The sequence below is a fragment of the Polaromonas sp. genome (assembly GCF_012927455.1).
GTDB lineage: Bacteria > Pseudomonadota > Gammaproteobacteria > Burkholderiales > Burkholderiaceae_C > Polaromonas.
Genome location: NZ_JABBPE010000003.1, coordinates 118,291 through 134,166 on the forward strand (window position 1 = coordinate 118,291; position 15,876 = coordinate 134,166).

Here is a 15,876-nt window from a genome sequence, read left to right on the forward strand (position 1 = left end):
CCACCGACTCAGCCGAAATAGGCCGAACGCACGTTGTCATTCTCGGACAGAGCTTGTGCCGTGCCAGAGGCCACGACTTTGCCTTGCGAAAGAACATATCCGTAATGCGCAATCGCCAGCGTTTGACGGGCGTTCTGCTCCACCAGCAGAACCGTCATCCCGAGGTCATTGATCTGCTGGATCACCTTGAAGTTTTCTTTCACATACAAAGGCGACAAACCAAGCGAGGGTTCATCGATCAGCAGCAGCTCGGGTTCGGCCATCAGACCCCGACCAATCGACACCATGGCCTGCTCGCCCCCCGACATGGTGCCAGCAAGCTGCACCGACCGCTCCTTCAGACGGGGAAATATCTCGTAGACCCGCGCCAGCCGCTCCCGAATTCGGGCAGGAGAGGTCTCCAGAAAAGCGCCGAGCGCCAGATTTTCCCCGACTGTCATGCGCGGAAAGACTTTGCGGCCTTCGGGAATGCAGGCAATGCCGCTGGCGATGATTTTGTACGTTTTTTCCCCGGCAAGGTTGCGCCCATCCCACCAGATTTCGCCCTGGCGCGGGGGCGTCAGACCGACAATCGAACGGATCAGCGTGCTCTTTCCTGCCCCGTTTGACCCCAGGATGCAGGTTATTTTGCCCGGCTCCACTTCGATCGAAACATCATGCAAGACATTGACCTTGTCATAGCCGGTAGTGAGATTCTTGACGCTGAGTTTGCTCATGCTGCTTCTCCGAGATAAGCGGTCTGTACATACGGATCGGCCGTAATCTCGACATAGCTTCCTTCGGCGATTTTCTTGCCGTAGTTCAGGACGACGCAGCGGTCAGTGATTCTTTCGATCACGTTCATTTCGTGCTCGATTAGGACGACAGACAGCTTGTCAAGCTTTCTCCGGACTTGCAAAATATCCTGCATCAACTCGTCTGTTTCATCATGTGTCATCCCTGCGGACGGCTCGTCCAGGAGCAACAAGCGCGGCTGACTCAGCAGCGCGCGACAAACCTCGATGCGTCGGCGGTCGATCATCGTGAAGCTCTCGACCGGCTCGAACAGCCGCCCGACCAGCGGAGGACTGAAGATCTGCAGCAAGGCCTTCACTTTTTCGACGTAAGCGTCGTACTCGGTTCGAAACGCCTTTCGCTGCAGCAAATTGAAGATCAGTCCATGCTGCATGTGCTGGTAATCGCCAATGACAATATTGTCGAACACCGTGAGAGACAGCGAAAGACGGGAGCGCTGGAAAGTACGGGCGACGCCACTGCGGTAAATCACCTGCGGCGTCTTGCCGAGAATGTTTTTACCATCAAGGGAAATGCTGCCGCCGCTGGCTTTGTACAGCCCGGTCAGCACATTAAAAAAAGTGGTCTTGCCAGAGCCGTTCGGACCCAGCAGGCCAAGTATTTCGCCCTCATTCACAGTCATGGACAGTTCATCGAGCGCCGTCAGGCCACCAAAGCGCATAGTCAACTTGTCAACCGAGATCAGGGATTGGCGGGCCATCATGAACCCTTCCTGGCGAAAAAAATCCGTGTCTTGCGCGGCAACAGCCCTTGCGGCCGGAACAGCAGAATCACAATCACCAGCGCTGCGTACAACAGAAAACGATACTCCTGAATGAATTGAAGTTTTTCAGGAAGAATCAGCACAATCATCGCGGCTGGGATCAAGCCGGCGATATTGCCCAAGCCACCCAAAATGACAATTGAGAGCATCAGCAGCGAGTCACCAAAAGTGAAGTTATTGGGCGCGACGAATGCAATGATCATCCCGTAAAGACCACCGGCGATACCCGCAAAAAAATTGCCCATGGTGAAGGCAATGACCTTCCAGCGAACGATGTTCAGGCCGAAGGTTGATGCCGCCGTCTCATCGGTTCGCACCACGTCCATGCTCAGGCCGACCCAAGAACGCTCCAGTGCATTGACCAAGGCATAGACACCTGCAAACATGGCAAGACTGAGCAATGCGTAGGGAACATAAAACGAGATCTCCAGGCCAAACAAACTGAAGCCATCGTTCAAAGAAAAGCCGAACAGGTTCAATCCGGGCACCTGAAGGCCTTGCGGTCCACCCAGCACATCGTTGACCTCAATGAAGGTCTTGAACAGGATACCGAATGCGATGGTGACCAGCGCCGCATAGTGGCCACGCGTTCGCAACACTGGCAAGATCAGCAGCGAACCAATGACAGCGGCACTCACTCCAGAAATCAAGATGACAAGAACGTGAGGAACGGCAGTGTGGGTAGCGAGAACAGCCGTAGCGTAACTGCCAATACCGAAAAAGGCGGCCCCGGCAAAGTTGGCCACGCCCGAATATCCGAATTGCACCGTCAAACCGAGACAGGCAGTGGAGTACAGCAACACGCCACACAACATCAGCAACACAAAGTGCGAATTGTAGAAAGCCGCAATCAAGGCCAGACCGCAGCCAACGGCCAACCATCGGGAAAGGCCCGGGCGCCGTGCAGCCGACTGTTCGACCTGTAAGGTAACACCGAATCGTCGGCTCAAAATCACGACCAGGATTGCGGCAACCGACAAAATGGCAATGCTGATTTGACTCTCTGCATGAAGGAAAAACCACACATAGACGGTAAGGACAAGCGCGGCGATGCTGAGCATCAAGGCAGATTTCGCGGGGGTTATGGTTTCTTTTGGATTCATGGTACTAAACTCGTTCGCTCGACTTTTCGGCGATTAAACCAGTCGGTTTCCAGGCCATAAAAATGATGACGACGGCGAAGGCAAAAACGTCTTTGTAAGAGCTGGGAATGCCGGGAATCAGTGCTGGCAACATGGCGCTGCCAATCACCTGCAAAGCAGCGAAAAGAAATCCGCCAATAATGGCGCCATAGATATTGCCCAGGCCCCCCAGAATGGCCGCAGCAAACCCAATCACCCCCAGCAGCAAACCGACATTGAAGTTGACTTCGTAGTAGTACAGGCCATTCATTACACCAGCGAGCGCAGCAAGGCCAGAACCCAGTGCAAAGGTAATCAGCACAACCGCCTCAAAGTTGATGCCCATCAACCGCGCGGTCTCCCCGTCTTGCGCCACAGCACGAATCGCCAAGCCGAGCTTGGTTCGCGTGATGAGAAGGTGTACCCCGGCAATGGCGAGCAAGCCGCTGGCCAGCAAAATGAGGTTATCAATTCGCAGCGAAAGCCCACCGAGCTCCACCGTGGAGGTGGGCAGCAAAGCGGGAAACGGTTTCGGGTTGGAGCCGTCAGGATAAAACAGACGGACCGCCTCGCGCATCACCGTGCCGAGCATCAACGTCGCCAACAGCGTGTTGAGCGGTGGCGCATGACGCAGCGGCAGGATCAGGAACTTGGCAATTCCCGCCCCTAGCAAACCAGTGACGGCGACTGCAAATACAACCACCGCGAGCAACTGCAGCGCCGGTGAAGCCAGCCCGATTTTCATCAATAGAATGGATGCAGTGAGCCCGGCGAAGGCACCCACCATCAAGGTGTCTCCGTGCGAGAACTTGATCACGTCCAAAACCCCGAAAAACAGGGTAAAGCCAACAGCGACCATGGCGTAAATCACGCCCAGCATTAGGCCATTGAAGATATATTGACTAACTTCACTCATCAGGTTTCCTGGAACGGTTGAGGATTACCCTCCCGCGTCGCCGATGGCTTGCAGGAGGGCATCTTGGGGATTACAAACCGGCCAGCTTGCGCTTGCCCTTGCCGTAGCTGCTGTCTTCCCAAACCACCCATGCGCCGTTTTCCACCACGTACTTTGTGATAAGCGGCACAATGTTCTGGCGATGGTCGTCAAAGGTCACCTTGCCAACAATCGTATCGACATCATTGGTATTGTTCAGAACGTCACGCACTTTTTTGCGATCCGGACCAACCTTCTCTACTGCATCCATGATCAGATTGGCGGCGGCAAATGCAAAGGGACCATAAGCCTCTGCCGATTCGCCATATTTTTGCTGCGCGTACTTGCTGGTGAAGAAAAGCCCGCCTGGCAGCTTCTCCCATGGCGCCCCTTCGATAAACGAAAGCGAACCTTCAGCCAGCTCCTTGCCTGCACCCTGAATATAGGCATCGGACTTTATCCCGGAGGTCCCCTGGAATTGAGCCTTGATGCCCAGCTTCTCCATCTGCGTCCGAATCCGTACCCCAAGCGGCGTCAGTCCGCCGAAGTAAATGACGTCTGGATTCAACTCGCGAATCTTGGTCAGTTCGGTGGTGAAATCCTGTTGGTCAGCCGTCACCCCGAAGGTGCCCAGGACTTTACCGCCACCTTTTTTCAGGAATTCGCCAAAGTATTTGTTGTGTCCTTTGCCGTAGTCCGTTGTGTCATGAATAATGGCCCATTTTTTGTAGCCCAGTCCGGCCATGAACTTGTAAGCGACCTCGTTTTGATTGATCATCGTGCCGTTGACACGATGAACTTCCTTGAAGTTGTTGCCGTAAGTTACCTCGGGCAGAACCGCACCCCACACCACAGCCGGCATTCCAAAACGGTTGTACACGCCCGCCGTGGCCATAGCGACTGCCGAGCAATAGTGTGTGACGCCAGCCACAATATTTTTGTCCGCGGCCACCTTAGTCGCCACCTGCACACCCACATTGGGCTTGCACTCGTCGTCTTGCGGCACTAATTCATAGGTGTATTTGGATTTGGGATCCTGATTACGCAGGCGCACTGCCAGGTCAGCGGAATTGCGCCCCCCCAGGCCGACATTGGAGACCCCGCCGGTCAACGGACCGATGAAGGCGATTCGCACCACTTCTTTCGCCAAGACCGGGCTGACTACGAGAGCCAGACTCATACATGTCGTCAACAACGCCGTTACTGCCAATACCGTGTTTCGCTTGCGCATAGTCACTTCCTTTCGGGTGGATTGAAGAATGCAAATTAAGTATCATGATTCTGATTGACTGTTATTTGAATACAGTTCAAGTCGCTTGAATATTGACATGCATGATTTATGCCAGACATCTTCCTTACTTGCTAGGCGGACAAACCCGAGCGAGCCAAACTTACCGAGCAAGAAGCAGCGCGCCACTTTGAGCATTTGACAGGGTCCAGGTCAAGGAGCCACTCCAAGCGAATCGCTGGTTAGATGCACCACTGCGTTGCTTAAGGGGCGTCCCACGTTGGTGCTTAAATCAGACTGTCGCACCATTCCAAGACAAGGAGCCGCACTGAATAATGCTGACCAGTTCGCTTCCATCAATAGCGGGAACTACCGGGCGGACACAGAAGAACACGCTGGGCAGGAAGGGCTCTGGTTTGATCGCCCCGCCACATCAATCGCAATATGGAACCCAAAATGGCTGACAACTTATCAAGTATCCCGGTCAACGATGCCGTAGCGTTGACCCAAACCCTTCTGCGGATAAACACCATCATCCGCCCGGCAATGAAGACCAGTGCATCCAGTATCTGGCTGAGCTGCTGTCGGCCGCGGGCTACGGTTGCCGGCTGGTTGACTTCGCACCGCACCGCAGCACCCGGTCGCACGCATAGGCGGCAGATCCGACAAACCGCCGATTTGCTTCACCGGCCATGTCGACGTGGTCCCGCTCGGTTCAGCTAAACGGGAACATGACCCGTTCGGCGTAGAGATTGTGGGTGACAAGCTTGTTGTCGCTGACGTCAATTTGACCAGCGCTGCCGAAAATCAGTGACCACCTGGTGGATCAGGAAAGCCCAGAGTTTTTGCGGGATGCAGAGCATATGTCCCTGGTCAGTCAGAATCGGCAGCCTTGGTCAAATTGACGCCGGCAGCAACAACCTGCGGTATAAAAACCTTTGAATCACAGCCTTTCTGGCCACGCATCAGCAGGTGGCATTATGACAACGGGGCAGCAATGCGGTCAGCAGCTCTATTCGAACGTACTTCGTGCTTGACGCCCTGGAGTCGACCGTAAGAGGTGCGGCGCCCTTGTAAGGGACATGCAAAAATCATACGCCCGCAGCCTCGGCCAGGAGTTAAGTGGTGGGATGGGTCGAGGATCCAAAGCCGTTGGAGTCGAAGGTGAGCGACCCAGGCTGCCTTTCCGCAAGCTCGATCAGTTCTGCCACGTTGCGAACGGTATGCGTCTTGGGATTGATCAGCAACACGTTGGCGTTTGCGCCCAACATGCAGACGTATTCGAATGCCGGATCATCACACCAAACTTTTTCACCTCGATAGGAAACCCGCCATGGGAATTCTCGTGCCCGCCAAACGTGTTGTGAATTACAAAAGTGAAAGTCGTGTGAAATCCGATGGCAGTGGCGTGGACCTTGCCAACGTCAGGATGAGCATGAGGCCCTTTGACGAGATTGCGGTCGAAGAAGCTACCCGCCTGAAGGAAACCCGCAAATGCAATGCGGTACCGGGTATTGGCCAATGGCTGCTCTCTGGAAGCTCAATTTCAAAATTTTGCCGACTCGTAAGCGGCAATCCGCCACGATAGACCAGTTTTTACGGCTGGACATGAAACGCTCGGCCTTGTGCCTGTTGCCGCCGATACGGATCTGACCGGCGCCAGATATTGGCGATCACCCCATAAGCGAGAAAACTCAATGACCTAGCGGGTTGCCGGCCTGTTGCCCCTGATCACTCGAAATCGGCAGGGGTGGTCAAACTGGCGCCGGGAGCATCAGCCGGGAGCAAAACGTGCTGATTGCCGTGCATCTGATTCAGATCAATGAAAAGCCAAGTTCCGTCTAAAACATGCGATATATTGCCTTAACTGCTTTATATTTCACTGCATGCGATATATTGCAAATTCAACTGCTTTCGGCTTCGGCTCTTTGGCGTAAGCGGTATGCGCTGAAGAGGTTGAGATCAAGCTGTCTTAAGTGCATGGCTCGTTTTCAACTTTACTATTTGATTGATCAACCAACGAATTTCAGCAACCCATTGGACGGTCTGAAAAGCGCTTGAATTCCGGACAACGAAATTTTCCCATGGGATCACCATGATCCGCAAATGAATCTGTTAGGCATTCGACACCGCACAGTGAAAGCGGAAGGAGACAACAACATGCTTGAGATCATCATTCAAGGCCGGGGCGGCCAAGGTGCGCAGACCGCCGGCAACCTGCTGGCGGCCGCTTTTCATGCCCAGGGGCTGCACGTTCAATGTTTTGCCAGTTATGGCGGAGCACGCCGTGGCACGCCGGTGAACTCCCATCTCCGAGTCGATCAGAGGCCGGTTCGCTTGCGCTGCGACATTGAGCTGGCCAGCGCCATTCTGTGCTTTGATGCCAGCCTCCTCGAAGGGAAACTACTGGCCACTGCGGGTCCCGACACCCTGATTGTGGTGAACTCCGCCAGAAGCGCAGCTGAATTTGCCGAGTTCCTGCCCACCACACGCGTGATCCCGATCGACGCGCTGACGATATCGCGCCAGCATGGCCTCGGGCGTATCGTTAACTCGGCCTTGCTCGGCGCTTTGGCTCGCGTGATCAAGGCGCCCACACTGGCGATATTGACGCAAGCGTTGGTTGACAACGTACCCAGGCAGCCTGACGAGAACGTTGCTGCGTGTAATGAAGGCTACCGTTGCGCTGATCGCCAATTGTTCGAAAGTGCGACATGAACGCGCCGGTCCCTGCCCTTATCCCCACCGTCTGGACCACTGGGAGCACCGAGGCCATCAAGACCGGTACGTGGCGCTCATCGCTGGCCAGGCACATCAAGGCGCCTGCTCCTTGCCACGGCGCCTGCCCCGTCAATGGCGACATCGCCGAGTGGATTGAATTGGCGCGCCAGCGCGATTTTCACGCTGCCTGGCACGTTTTGGCACGTCACAATCCGTTTCCTTCGATTGCCGGACGCATCTGCCACCACCCCTGCGAAACGGCATGCAACCGCACCGGTTACGACGAGGCTATTTCCATCTGCAAGCTGGAACGTTTTGTCGGTGATCAAGCGCTGTCGCAGGGATGGACTTTTGAGCCGGCAGCAACGACTCAGAGCGGTCACGTCGCCATTGTTGGCGGTGGCCCGTCAGGATTGTCAGCAGCGTTTCAATTGCGCAGCATGGGCTTTGCTGTCACCTTGTACGAGGCGCAGGCGGAACTGGGTGGGGTCATGCGCTACGGCATCCCGGCCTACCGGCTGACTCGCAATGTGCTCGATGGTGAAATCGCACGCATTGTCGCCATGGGCGTTGCTATTCATTGCAGCCACCGAATCGACAGCGCTGACGCTTTGGTGCGGCTGGGAAAACAGCACGATGCGCTTTATCTGGCGTTAGGTGCCGCGCGCAATAAGCGCCTGCCCACGCTGGATTACAGCCAGTCCTGGGTCTGCGATGGCGCCACCTTTCTCGCTGGTGCCAATGCTGGCAAACCCGTGCCATTGGGCAAGCGGCTGCTGGTCATCGGCGGTGGCAGCGCTGCGCTTGATGCTGCGCGCAGCGCGCGCCGATTGGGACATCAGGTCACCCTGCTGGCGCTGGAGCAGCGCGCCCAATTGCCGGCGCAGGCCGAAGAAGTGGTCGAAGCGTTGGAAGAAGGCATTGAGGTGATTGACGGCGCCCGCCTGGATGGCGTTGTCGATGCTGGCGTCCAGGGCCTCGCCATCAACTGCACCAAAGTAGTTTTGATTGCTGGCGCTGAACGTGGCCAGTTCACGGTAACGCCCATTGAAGGCAGTTCCTTCACACTTGGTGCTGACGCCATCGTCACCTGCATTGGTCAGGATCCCGATCTGACAGTGCTGGGCGATGGTTTTTCTACTTTGGGCGGATTACTTCAAACCGACGCGCAACTTGCCACCAGCATGCCTGGTGTTTTCGCTGGTGGCGACATGGCCAGCATTGCACGTTTTGTGACTGAAGCAATTGGCATGGGCCAACGCGCGGCGCACGCCATTGCACGCGAGTTGCGCCAACGCCAGGGCGGGATCACCCCTCCTCCCGCGCACGCCCGCCACGACGACGAACCGCTGGTGGACCTGCCGGCCATCAGCACGCACTACCACCCGCAACGCGCGCGCGTCCAGACTCCGCGGACCGACGCCAATGAACGCCTTCACCGCGACGCCGAAGTGCAGCTTGGCCTGGAACTTGAGCAGGCGCTCGCGGAGAGTGAGCGCTGCTTCTCGTGCGGCACTTGCATCAACTGCGACAACTGCGTGGTGTACTGCCCCGACATGGCGGTCAATCGTGTAGGCAACGACTACGTCGTGTTGACCGACTACTGCAAAGGCTGCGGTCTGTGCGTCAAGGAATGCCCAACAGGCTCAATGAAGATGCAGGAGGAAATTCGATGAATGCAGCCAACAAGAGCATATTGCTGACCGGCAACCAGGCCGTCGCCTGGGGCGCACGTCTGTCCCGACCACGTGTAATTCCGTTGTATCCGATCACACCGCAAACCCCGGTGCTTGAGCAACTCATCGAATTTCATGTCGAGGGCAGCTTGGACGCGGAGATCATCACGCCGGAGTCGGAACACTCCGTGATGTCTGCCTGCATTCCAGCATCACTGGTGGGCGTGAGGGTGTTTACCGCCACCGCCTCGCAGGGTTTGCTTCTGATGCACGAGTTGCTGCACTACGCGAGCGGCGCGCGTGCCCCGATCGTGATGGCCAACGTCAACCGTACCGTCGCGTCGCCTTGGGCCTTTTGGCCCGACCAGACCGACAGCCTGTCCCAACGCGACACCGGCTGGATCCAGTACTACGTGGAAAGCGCCCAGGAAGCGCTCGATACTGTGATTCAGGCCTATCGCGTGGCCGAGCAAGTGTTGACGCCGGTCATGGTCAATTTGGATGCGTTTTACGTCTCGCATGCCTTGGAGCCAGTGTTGGTACCAGGGCAGGCGCTGGTCGATGCCTATTTGCCGGCGTTTGACCCACCGCATCGGCTCGACACCGAGAAGGTCGAGTCGTGGGGCTATGTGGTATCGCAAGAAATGTTTTTTCGCCACCGCCAGGACCTTGGCGCGGCAATTGCACGGGTGCCGGCACTGGCTGCGCAGGCCGATCACGAATGGGCTGAGCGTACCGGGCGCAGCCACGGGGTGATTGAGCGTTACCGCTGCGATGGTGCACGCACCGTCATTGTCACCATGGGCAGCATGTGCGGCACCGCACGCGAGGCCGTAGACGCCATGCGCGAAGCCGGCCAGGCGGTCGGACTCGTCAAAGTCCGCCTGTTTCGGCCCTTGCCCAAGGCACGACTGCTTGAAGCGCTTGCCGATGTCGACGAGATCGTTGTGCTGGATCGCAACTACTCCCCTGGCCATGGCGGTGTGTTGCACCAGGAACTGCGTGCGGCTTTGTATGGAAGTGCGATCTCACCACGCATTCATGGCCTGCTCGCCGGTGTAGGCGGCGTCAACGTATCACCGGCCAAGATTGCCGAATTTGTCAACCAGGCCACCCAGCGTGCGGTGCAGGCCGATTCCCAGTGGGTATGTTGAAGAGGGTGAACACCATGATTCAAATCGAACAAGCCAATCAAGAACCTATGCTGTGCTCCGGGCACGCCGCCTGTCCCGGCTGCATCAACGCCCTTTCGGTGCGCCACGTCCTGACCGCCATGGGACGCAAGACCATGGCGGTCATTCCGCCCTCCTGCATGGCCATTATTGCTGGAGCGCAACCGCACAGCTCGCTGCGCATACCGGTGTACCAGCCAACGCTCGAATCTGGCGCCGCCGCCGCCACGGGGCTGCGACGCGCGCTCGACGCCCTGAACAAGCGCGATACACAAGTTATCGTGCTGGCCGGCGACGGCGGGACCCTCGACATTGGCTTTCAGTGCCTGTCCTCGGCGGCAGAGCGCAATGAAGATTTCATCTACTTCTGTCTGGATAACGAAGGCTACATGAACACGGGAGCCCAAAAATCGTCTTCCACACCGCATTTTGCTCGCACCGGATCGACACCGGCGGGAAAGACTTCGCGCAAGAAAAATCTGACCGAAATCATGGCGGCGCACCGCGTGCCCTATGTAGCCACCGCGAGCGCGGGCCATCTGCCAGACCTGCTGCGCAAGGTTGAAAAGGCCAAGACGATACAGGGCACCCGCATCATCACGCTCTTGATTCCCTGCATGGAGGGCTGGGGCGTGGCCGACGACGCCGGCTTGCTGGCCGCGCGTTACGCGGTGGAATCTGGCGCCTTTCCTCTGTATGAGGTGGAAGATGGACATTGCTACACCCTCAACCACTCCAGCAAAACCAGGCCGGTAGCTGACTACCTCGCGCTGCAGCGGCGCTATCGGCACATGACAAGCGCAGACATTGAAACCCTGCAAGCCGAAATTGACGATGGCTGGACCACGTTGCAGCAACACGCCGCCGCAAGTCAGGCCAGAGCCCATACGGCCTCGTCCCACTCCACGTGATCAAGTTCAACCCCTCCTAGAAAAACTTTCGATGAAGACATCTCTTGTAACGGCAATTCACTCCTCCACCAGTTTGACGGCTGAGCGGGATTGCCATTCGCGCTTGATCGTCGACGTCGCCAAGACCGCGCAGCGACTTCCAGCCAAAGAGCAAAAGGTGGCTGCCGCCCAATGCCCCGCCCCACAAGGATTGCCATGAATCTTGCACCCAAGGATGTGCGCAAAGTCCCGACCTACTGTTACCAGTGCGTGGCAGGGCCCGACTTGCTCACCGTCAAAGTAGAACAGGGCGTGGCTACTGAGGTCGAGCCCAACTTCTGCGCGGCCGGCATTCATCCGGGCAATGGAAAGGTTTGCGTCAAGGCGTTCGGCCTGGTGCAAAAAACCTACAACCCGAACCGGGTGCTCGCTCCCATGAAGCGCACCAACCCGAAAAAGGGGCGGCACGAAGATCCGGGCTTCGTGGCCATAACGTGGGACGAAGCGTTTGAACTGATCACCGAGCGCCTGGAGCGCGTGCGTGCCGAGGGCATGACCGACGAGTCGGGCTATCCGCGCGTGGCGATGAGCTTGGGCGGCGGCGGCACGCCGCAGTCCTACATGGGAACGATGCCGGCCTTTCTGTCGGCCTGGGGTTCGGTCGATTTCGGTTTCGGCTCGGGTCAGGGTGTCAAGTGCTATCACTCCGAACATCTGTATGGCGAATTCTGGCACCGAGGCTTCACCGTTTCGCCCGACACGCCGATGACCAATTACCTGATTTCTTGCGGCGCCAATGTAGAAGCTTCCGGCGGCGTGGTGGGGGTAGCCCGACACGCCAAGGCGCGGGTGCGCGGCATGAAGCGAGTGCAGGTGGAGCCGCATCTGTCCATTACCGGCGCATGCTCAGCCGAATGGGTGCCAATCAAGCCCAAGACCGACCCGGCCTTTCTGTTTGCACTGATGCATGTGCTGCTGCATGAAGTGCCACGCGAACGGCTTGATGTGGCCTTCCTGGCGCGCAGCACCGCTTCGCCCTATCTGGTGGGCGATGGCGGCTACTACCTGCGCGAGCCGGCCAGCCACAAGCCGCTGGTCTTCGATTCGATCCGCCAGACTGCCGTGCCTTTTGATACGCCCGATGTCCACGAAGCGCTTGAGGGCGAGTTCGTGGTCGAGGCAGTTGAGCACGGACCCGACGGTGATGTGTTGGGTCGCGGGCTACTGCGCGGCCAAACCGCTTTCAGCAAGTTGGTGTCGCACATGCTCACGTTCTCGCCCGAGTGGGCGGAAAAACTTTGTGATGTGCCCGCCGCCACCATGCGCCGCATTGGCAACGAATTCCTGGACCATGCCTGCGTCGGGCAGACGGTCGAGATCGACGGAAAGACCATGCCCTTGCGTCCAGTGGCCGTCAGTCTTGGCAAGACCGTCACCAATGGCTGGGGCGCCTATGAGTGCGTGTGGGCGCGCACCATGCTGGCCGCGCTGGTCGGTGCATTGGAAGTCCCGGGCGGCACCCTGGGCACCACGGTGCGCTTGCACCGCCCGATGTCACAGCGCCATGAAAGCGTCAAACCGGGGCCGGACGGCTTCATGTACAGCCACCTGAACCCGACCGACAAAGCGCACTGGTCGCCCAAGCCCAATATCCGCAATGCCTACCGCACCATGGTGCCGCTGGCCACCGACGGACCCTGGAGCCAGGCACTGGGGCCAACGCACTTTTCCTGGATGTTTCTTGATGAAACGCCTAAGGGACTGCCGCGGGTCACCCTGCCCGACGTCTGGTTTGTCTATCGCACCAACCCGGCCATCTCGTTCTGGGACACCGACGGCATCATGGCCAAGATGACGCGTTTTCCCTTTGTCGTGGCCTTTGCTTACACGCGCGACGAGACCAACCACTTTGCCGATGTGCTGTTGCCCGACGCCACCGACCTGGAAAGTCTGCAACTAATTCGAATAGGCGGCACCAAATTCATCGAGCAGTTCTGGACGCAACAAGGCTTTGCACTGCGCCAGCCGGTCATTGCTGCCCGCGGCGAAGCGCGCGACTTCACCGAGATCGCCACGGAACTGGCGCTGCGCACCGGTTTGCTGGAAAAATACAACGCAGCCATCAACAAGGGCGCTGCCGGCATGCCACTCAAGACTGCCTATGGCGATTTCTCACTGGCCATCGACGTTGCGCACAACCGCGAACAAATCTGGGACGCCATCGGACGCTCAGCCAGCGCTGAACTCAGCGAAGGGGCCGAGGTACACGATTTGGCATGGTGGAAAGAGCACGGCCTGGCCACCAAACCGTTCCCCCAGTCCGACTGGTACCTCTATCCAACGCTGGCTCGGCAGAACCTGCGTTTCGAACTGCCGTATCAGGAACGCCTGCAGCGCGTCGGTGCCGAACTCGGCCGGCGTCTGCACGAGCACGATATGCACTGGTGGGACCAGCAGCTGCACGAGTACCAGGCGCTGCCAGTGGCCAAGGATTTCAGCGAGTTGTGGACGGCAGAACTGGCCAAGACACTGGTGACCAAGGGCGGCAGTATCGCCGACTTCCCGTTCTGGATGTTGACGGCGCGAAGCATGCAGTACGCCTGGGGCGGCAACGTCGGCATGCAGATGATCAAGGAAATCGCGGACAACATTGCCGGGCACCGCGGCGTAATCATCAACACCGGCCGGGCGCAACAACTCAGCATCGAGGACGGTGACGACGTGACGATCTCGACGCCGATCCGCAGCGTGCACGGCAAGGCGGTATTGCGCCAAGGCATCCGTCCCGACACGTTGCTGCTGATTGGTCAGTTCGACCACTGGGCGACACCGTTCGCCAAGGATTCTGGCGTGCCCAGCATGAATGCCCTCACCCCGATGTCGCTGGCGTTGACTGATTCTACCGGTTCGGGCGCCGACATCGTGCGCGTGAGCCTGAACCGCAAAAAGGCCGGAGTATGTTCATGACACGCTGGGCCATGACGGCTGACTTGCGGCGCTGCGTCGGCTGCCAGACCTGCACCGCCGCGTGCAAACATACCAACGCCACGCCGCCAGACGTTCAGTGGCGCCGCGTCATTGACATGGAATTCGGCGAATACCCCGACGTCAAGCGCGTCTTCGTGCCGGTCGGCTGCCAGCACTGCGAGGACCCGCCCTGCATGGCCGTGTGTCCCAGCACGGCCACCAAGAAACGATCCGACGGCATTGTCACCATTGACTATGACCTGTGCATTGGCTGCTCCTACTGTGCCGTGGCCTGCCCCTATCAGGCGCGCTACAAGACCCAGAAGTCGAGCTTTGCCTATGGCGCGCCGACCGAGAACGAGGCCAAGCGCCACGACGAGTCGCGCCTGGCAGTGGCGACCAAATGCACATTTTGCGTTGATCGCATTGACGCCGGACTGGCACAAGGACTGACGCCGGGCGTAGACCCGGCGGCGACGCCGGCCTGTGTCAACGCCTGCATTGCCGATGCCCTGGCGTTTGGCGACCTGGACAACCCGCAAAGCAACGTCTCCCAATTGCTGGCGAAAAACCAGAGTTTTCGCATGCATGAAGAGCTTGGCACTGGACCCGGTTTTCACTATCTCTGGGACAAGGCGGACACATGACTTCCAGTTCCGCCACGACGCGCTGGTGCAAGTCAGCTTTCACTGAAACCGATGGGAGACGTCTATGAGTACCAATGCAACCGGTGCGGCCGGTTTTGGACCCAACCCATGGCAACAGGCCAGTTGGGACTGGCGTGCCGCCGGCAACTTCATCGGCGGCGGCGCAGGATCCGGCCTGCTGGTTACCAGCGCACTGTTTGCCGCAGCCAACACCAGCACAACCCCGGCCTTCAACGGGCCGCTGTTGCTAGCGCTCACCCTGACTGGACTGGGCCTGCTGTGCGTCTGGCTCGAGATCGGCCGCCCACTGCGCGCGCTGCATGTGTTCTTCAATCCGCGCACTTCGTGGATGTCACGCGAAGCCTTTATTGCACTGCTGCTGTTTCCGGCCGGGTTACTGGCGCTGCTGAACGTGGTTGGCTCACTGTGGGCAAGCGCCGCGCTCGCCTTGCTCTTTCTTTACTGCCAGAGTCGCATGCTGCCGGCGACGCGGGGCATTCCAGCCTGGCGTTCGAAGCAACTCTCGCCGCTCATGTTCGTCACCGGACTGTGCGAAGGGTGTGGCATATTTTTTTTACTAGAGCCGAGGCACGGCGCTGCAATAGGCTTTTTCATGCTGCTGCTGGTAGTGCGCTTGGTGCTCTGGAGGCGGTACCGCAGCGCCGTCGAGCACAGCTTGGCGCCGCGCGCTCGCGCTGCGCTGAACCGGGCCGGACGCATGCTGCAGTTCATCGGCACCGTTGCCCCGTTGTTGCTGCTTGGCGTCAGTGCATGGCGAGTGAGCGGTGACGCCTCGACTGCGCTAGTGGCTCTTGCCGGCGCCGGCGCCGCCTTCGCCGGCGCCTACTTCAAGTACACGCTGGTGACCCGTGCCAGCTTCAATCAGGGGTTTGCACTGACGAAGTTGCCGGTGCGCGGCGTGAGAACCAAGCAGTAAACCAGATGCGCCACCGTGAACCATG

At 58.3% G+C, this 15,876-nt stretch carries 13 protein-coding genes and 1 pseudogene; 8 read left to right on the plus strand and 6 right to left on the minus strand.

Translation table 11 applies throughout. The features are described 5' to 3' along the window. Positions 1-8: 8 nt before the first annotated feature. The 6 genes from HHJ18_RS04895 to HHJ18_RS20940 form a co-directional block, all read right to left on the minus strand. Complete coding sequence (locus HHJ18_RS04895) at positions 9-716, minus strand: ABC transporter ATP-binding protein (protein ID WP_296912146.1); 708 nt, start codon at positions 714-716, stop codon at positions 9-11. After that, on the minus strand, positions 713-1,495 hold the full coding sequence (locus HHJ18_RS04900; RefSeq protein WP_296912149.1) for an ATP-binding cassette domain-containing protein: 783 nt from the start codon (positions 1,493-1,495) through the stop codon (positions 713-715). The genes HHJ18_RS04895 and HHJ18_RS04900 overlap by 4 nt, the downstream gene beginning before the upstream one ends. Next, positions 1,495-2,661, minus strand: a complete 1,167-nt coding sequence (locus tag HHJ18_RS04905) for a branched-chain amino acid ABC transporter permease (protein WP_296912152.1) — start codon at positions 2,659-2,661, stop codon at positions 1,495-1,497. The genes HHJ18_RS04900 and HHJ18_RS04905 overlap by 1 nt, the downstream gene beginning before the upstream one ends. A gap of 4 nt (positions 2,662-2,665) precedes the next feature. Continuing rightward, the gene (locus tag HHJ18_RS04910; protein ID WP_296912156.1) at positions 2,666-3,595 is read right to left on the minus strand and encodes a branched-chain amino acid ABC transporter permease; all 930 of its coding nucleotides are present in this window, start codon (positions 3,593-3,595) and stop codon (positions 2,666-2,668) included. A 70-nt stretch (positions 3,596-3,665) separates the two neighbouring features. Next, positions 3,666-4,844 (minus strand): branched-chain amino acid ABC transporter substrate-binding protein, encoded by a 1,179-nt coding sequence (locus tag HHJ18_RS04915; protein WP_296912159.1) that lies wholly within the window; start codon positions 4,842-4,844, stop codon positions 3,666-3,668. 1,115 nt (positions 4,845-5,959) lie between these two features. Continuing rightward, on the minus strand, positions 5,960-6,112 hold the full coding sequence (locus tag HHJ18_RS20940; RefSeq protein ID WP_366558804.1) for a hypothetical protein: 153 nt from the start codon (positions 6,110-6,112) through the stop codon (positions 5,960-5,962). A 62-nt stretch (positions 6,113-6,174) separates the two neighbouring features. Here HHJ18_RS20940 and HHJ18_RS04925 point away from each other — a divergent pair. From HHJ18_RS04925 to HHJ18_RS04960, 8 genes and pseudogenes are all read left to right on the plus strand, one after another. Beyond that, a pseudogene (locus HHJ18_RS04925) lies at positions 6,175-6,327 on the plus strand (electron transfer flavoprotein subunit beta/FixA family protein); the annotation flags it as partial. A 674-nt stretch (positions 6,328-7,001) separates the two neighbouring features. Continuing rightward, positions 7,002-7,559, plus strand: a complete 558-nt coding sequence (locus HHJ18_RS04930) for a 2-oxoacid:acceptor oxidoreductase family protein (protein ID WP_296912161.1) — start codon at positions 7,002-7,004, stop codon at positions 7,557-7,559. Further along, positions 7,556-9,238, plus strand: coding sequence for an NAD(P)-binding protein (locus tag HHJ18_RS04935; RefSeq protein ID WP_296912164.1), 1,683 nt, complete (start codon positions 7,556-7,558; stop codon positions 9,236-9,238). The genes HHJ18_RS04930 and HHJ18_RS04935 overlap by 4 nt, the downstream gene beginning before the upstream one ends. Then, positions 9,235-10,392 carry a transketolase C-terminal domain-containing protein gene (locus tag HHJ18_RS04940; RefSeq protein WP_296912167.1) on the plus strand — a complete coding sequence of 386 codons (1,158 nt, stop codon included), beginning with the start codon at positions 9,235-9,237 and terminating at the stop codon, positions 10,390-10,392. Before HHJ18_RS04935 ends, HHJ18_RS04940 begins: the two co-directional genes overlap by 4 nt. 14 nt (positions 10,393-10,406) lie before the next feature. Continuing rightward, positions 10,407-11,321 (plus strand): thiamine pyrophosphate-dependent enzyme, encoded by a 915-nt coding sequence (locus HHJ18_RS04945; RefSeq protein ID WP_296912169.1) that lies wholly within the window; start codon positions 10,407-10,409, stop codon positions 11,319-11,321. 195 nt (positions 11,322-11,516) lie between these two features. Further along, positions 11,517-14,267 (plus strand): molybdopterin-dependent oxidoreductase, encoded by a 2,751-nt coding sequence (locus tag HHJ18_RS04950; RefSeq protein WP_296912172.1) that lies wholly within the window; start codon positions 11,517-11,519, stop codon positions 14,265-14,267. Further along, positions 14,264-14,914 (plus strand): 4Fe-4S dicluster domain-containing protein, encoded by a 651-nt coding sequence (locus HHJ18_RS04955; RefSeq protein ID WP_296912175.1) that lies wholly within the window; start codon positions 14,264-14,266, stop codon positions 14,912-14,914. The genes HHJ18_RS04950 and HHJ18_RS04955 overlap by 4 nt, the downstream gene beginning before the upstream one ends. A 64-nt stretch (positions 14,915-14,978) precedes the next feature. Further along, the gene (locus HHJ18_RS04960; RefSeq protein WP_296912177.1) at positions 14,979-15,851 is read left to right on the plus strand and encodes a DmsC/YnfH family molybdoenzyme membrane anchor subunit; all 873 of its coding nucleotides are present in this window, start codon (positions 14,979-14,981) and stop codon (positions 15,849-15,851) included. Positions 15,852-15,876: the final 25 nt, after the last annotated feature.

What these genes read in the sequence shown, in the direction of transcription:
- HHJ18_RS04895 (WP_296912146.1), bottom strand. Translation starts at nt 716, where the DNA reads ATGAGCAAACTCAGCGTCAAGAATCTCACTACCGGCTATGACAAGGTC.
- HHJ18_RS04900 (WP_296912149.1), bottom strand. Translation starts at nt 1,495, where the DNA reads ATGGCCCGCCAATCCCTGATCTCGGTTGACAAGTTGACTATGCGCTTT.
- HHJ18_RS04905 (WP_296912152.1), bottom strand. Translation starts at nt 2,661, where the DNA reads ATGAATCCAAAAGAAACCATAACCCCCGCGAAATCTGCCTTGATGCTC.
- HHJ18_RS04910 (WP_296912156.1), bottom strand. Translation starts at nt 3,595, where the DNA reads ATGAGTGAAGTTAGTCAATATATCTTCAATGGCCTAATGCTGGGCGTG.
- HHJ18_RS04915 (WP_296912159.1), bottom strand. Translation starts at nt 4,844, where the DNA reads ATGCGCAAGCGAAACACGGTATTGGCAGTAACGGCGTTGTTGACGACA.
- HHJ18_RS20940 (WP_366558804.1), bottom strand. Translation starts at nt 6,112, where the DNA reads ATGTTGGGCGCAAACGCCAACGTGTTGCTGATCAATCCCAAGACGCAT.
- HHJ18_RS04930 (WP_296912161.1), top strand. Translation starts at nt 7,002, where the DNA reads ATGCTTGAGATCATCATTCAAGGCCGGGGCGGCCAAGGTGCGCAGACC.
- HHJ18_RS04935 (WP_296912164.1), top strand. Translation starts at nt 7,556, where the DNA reads ATGAACGCGCCGGTCCCTGCCCTTATCCCCACCGTCTGGACCACTGGG.
- HHJ18_RS04940 (WP_296912167.1), top strand. Translation starts at nt 9,235, where the DNA reads ATGAATGCAGCCAACAAGAGCATATTGCTGACCGGCAACCAGGCCGTC.
- HHJ18_RS04945 (WP_296912169.1), top strand. Translation starts at nt 10,407, where the DNA reads ATGATTCAAATCGAACAAGCCAATCAAGAACCTATGCTGTGCTCCGGG.
- HHJ18_RS04950 (WP_296912172.1), top strand. Translation starts at nt 11,517, where the DNA reads ATGAATCTTGCACCCAAGGATGTGCGCAAAGTCCCGACCTACTGTTAC.
- HHJ18_RS04955 (WP_296912175.1), top strand. Translation starts at nt 14,264, where the DNA reads ATGACACGCTGGGCCATGACGGCTGACTTGCGGCGCTGCGTCGGCTGC.
- HHJ18_RS04960 (WP_296912177.1), top strand. Translation starts at nt 14,979, where the DNA reads ATGAGTACCAATGCAACCGGTGCGGCCGGTTTTGGACCCAACCCATGG.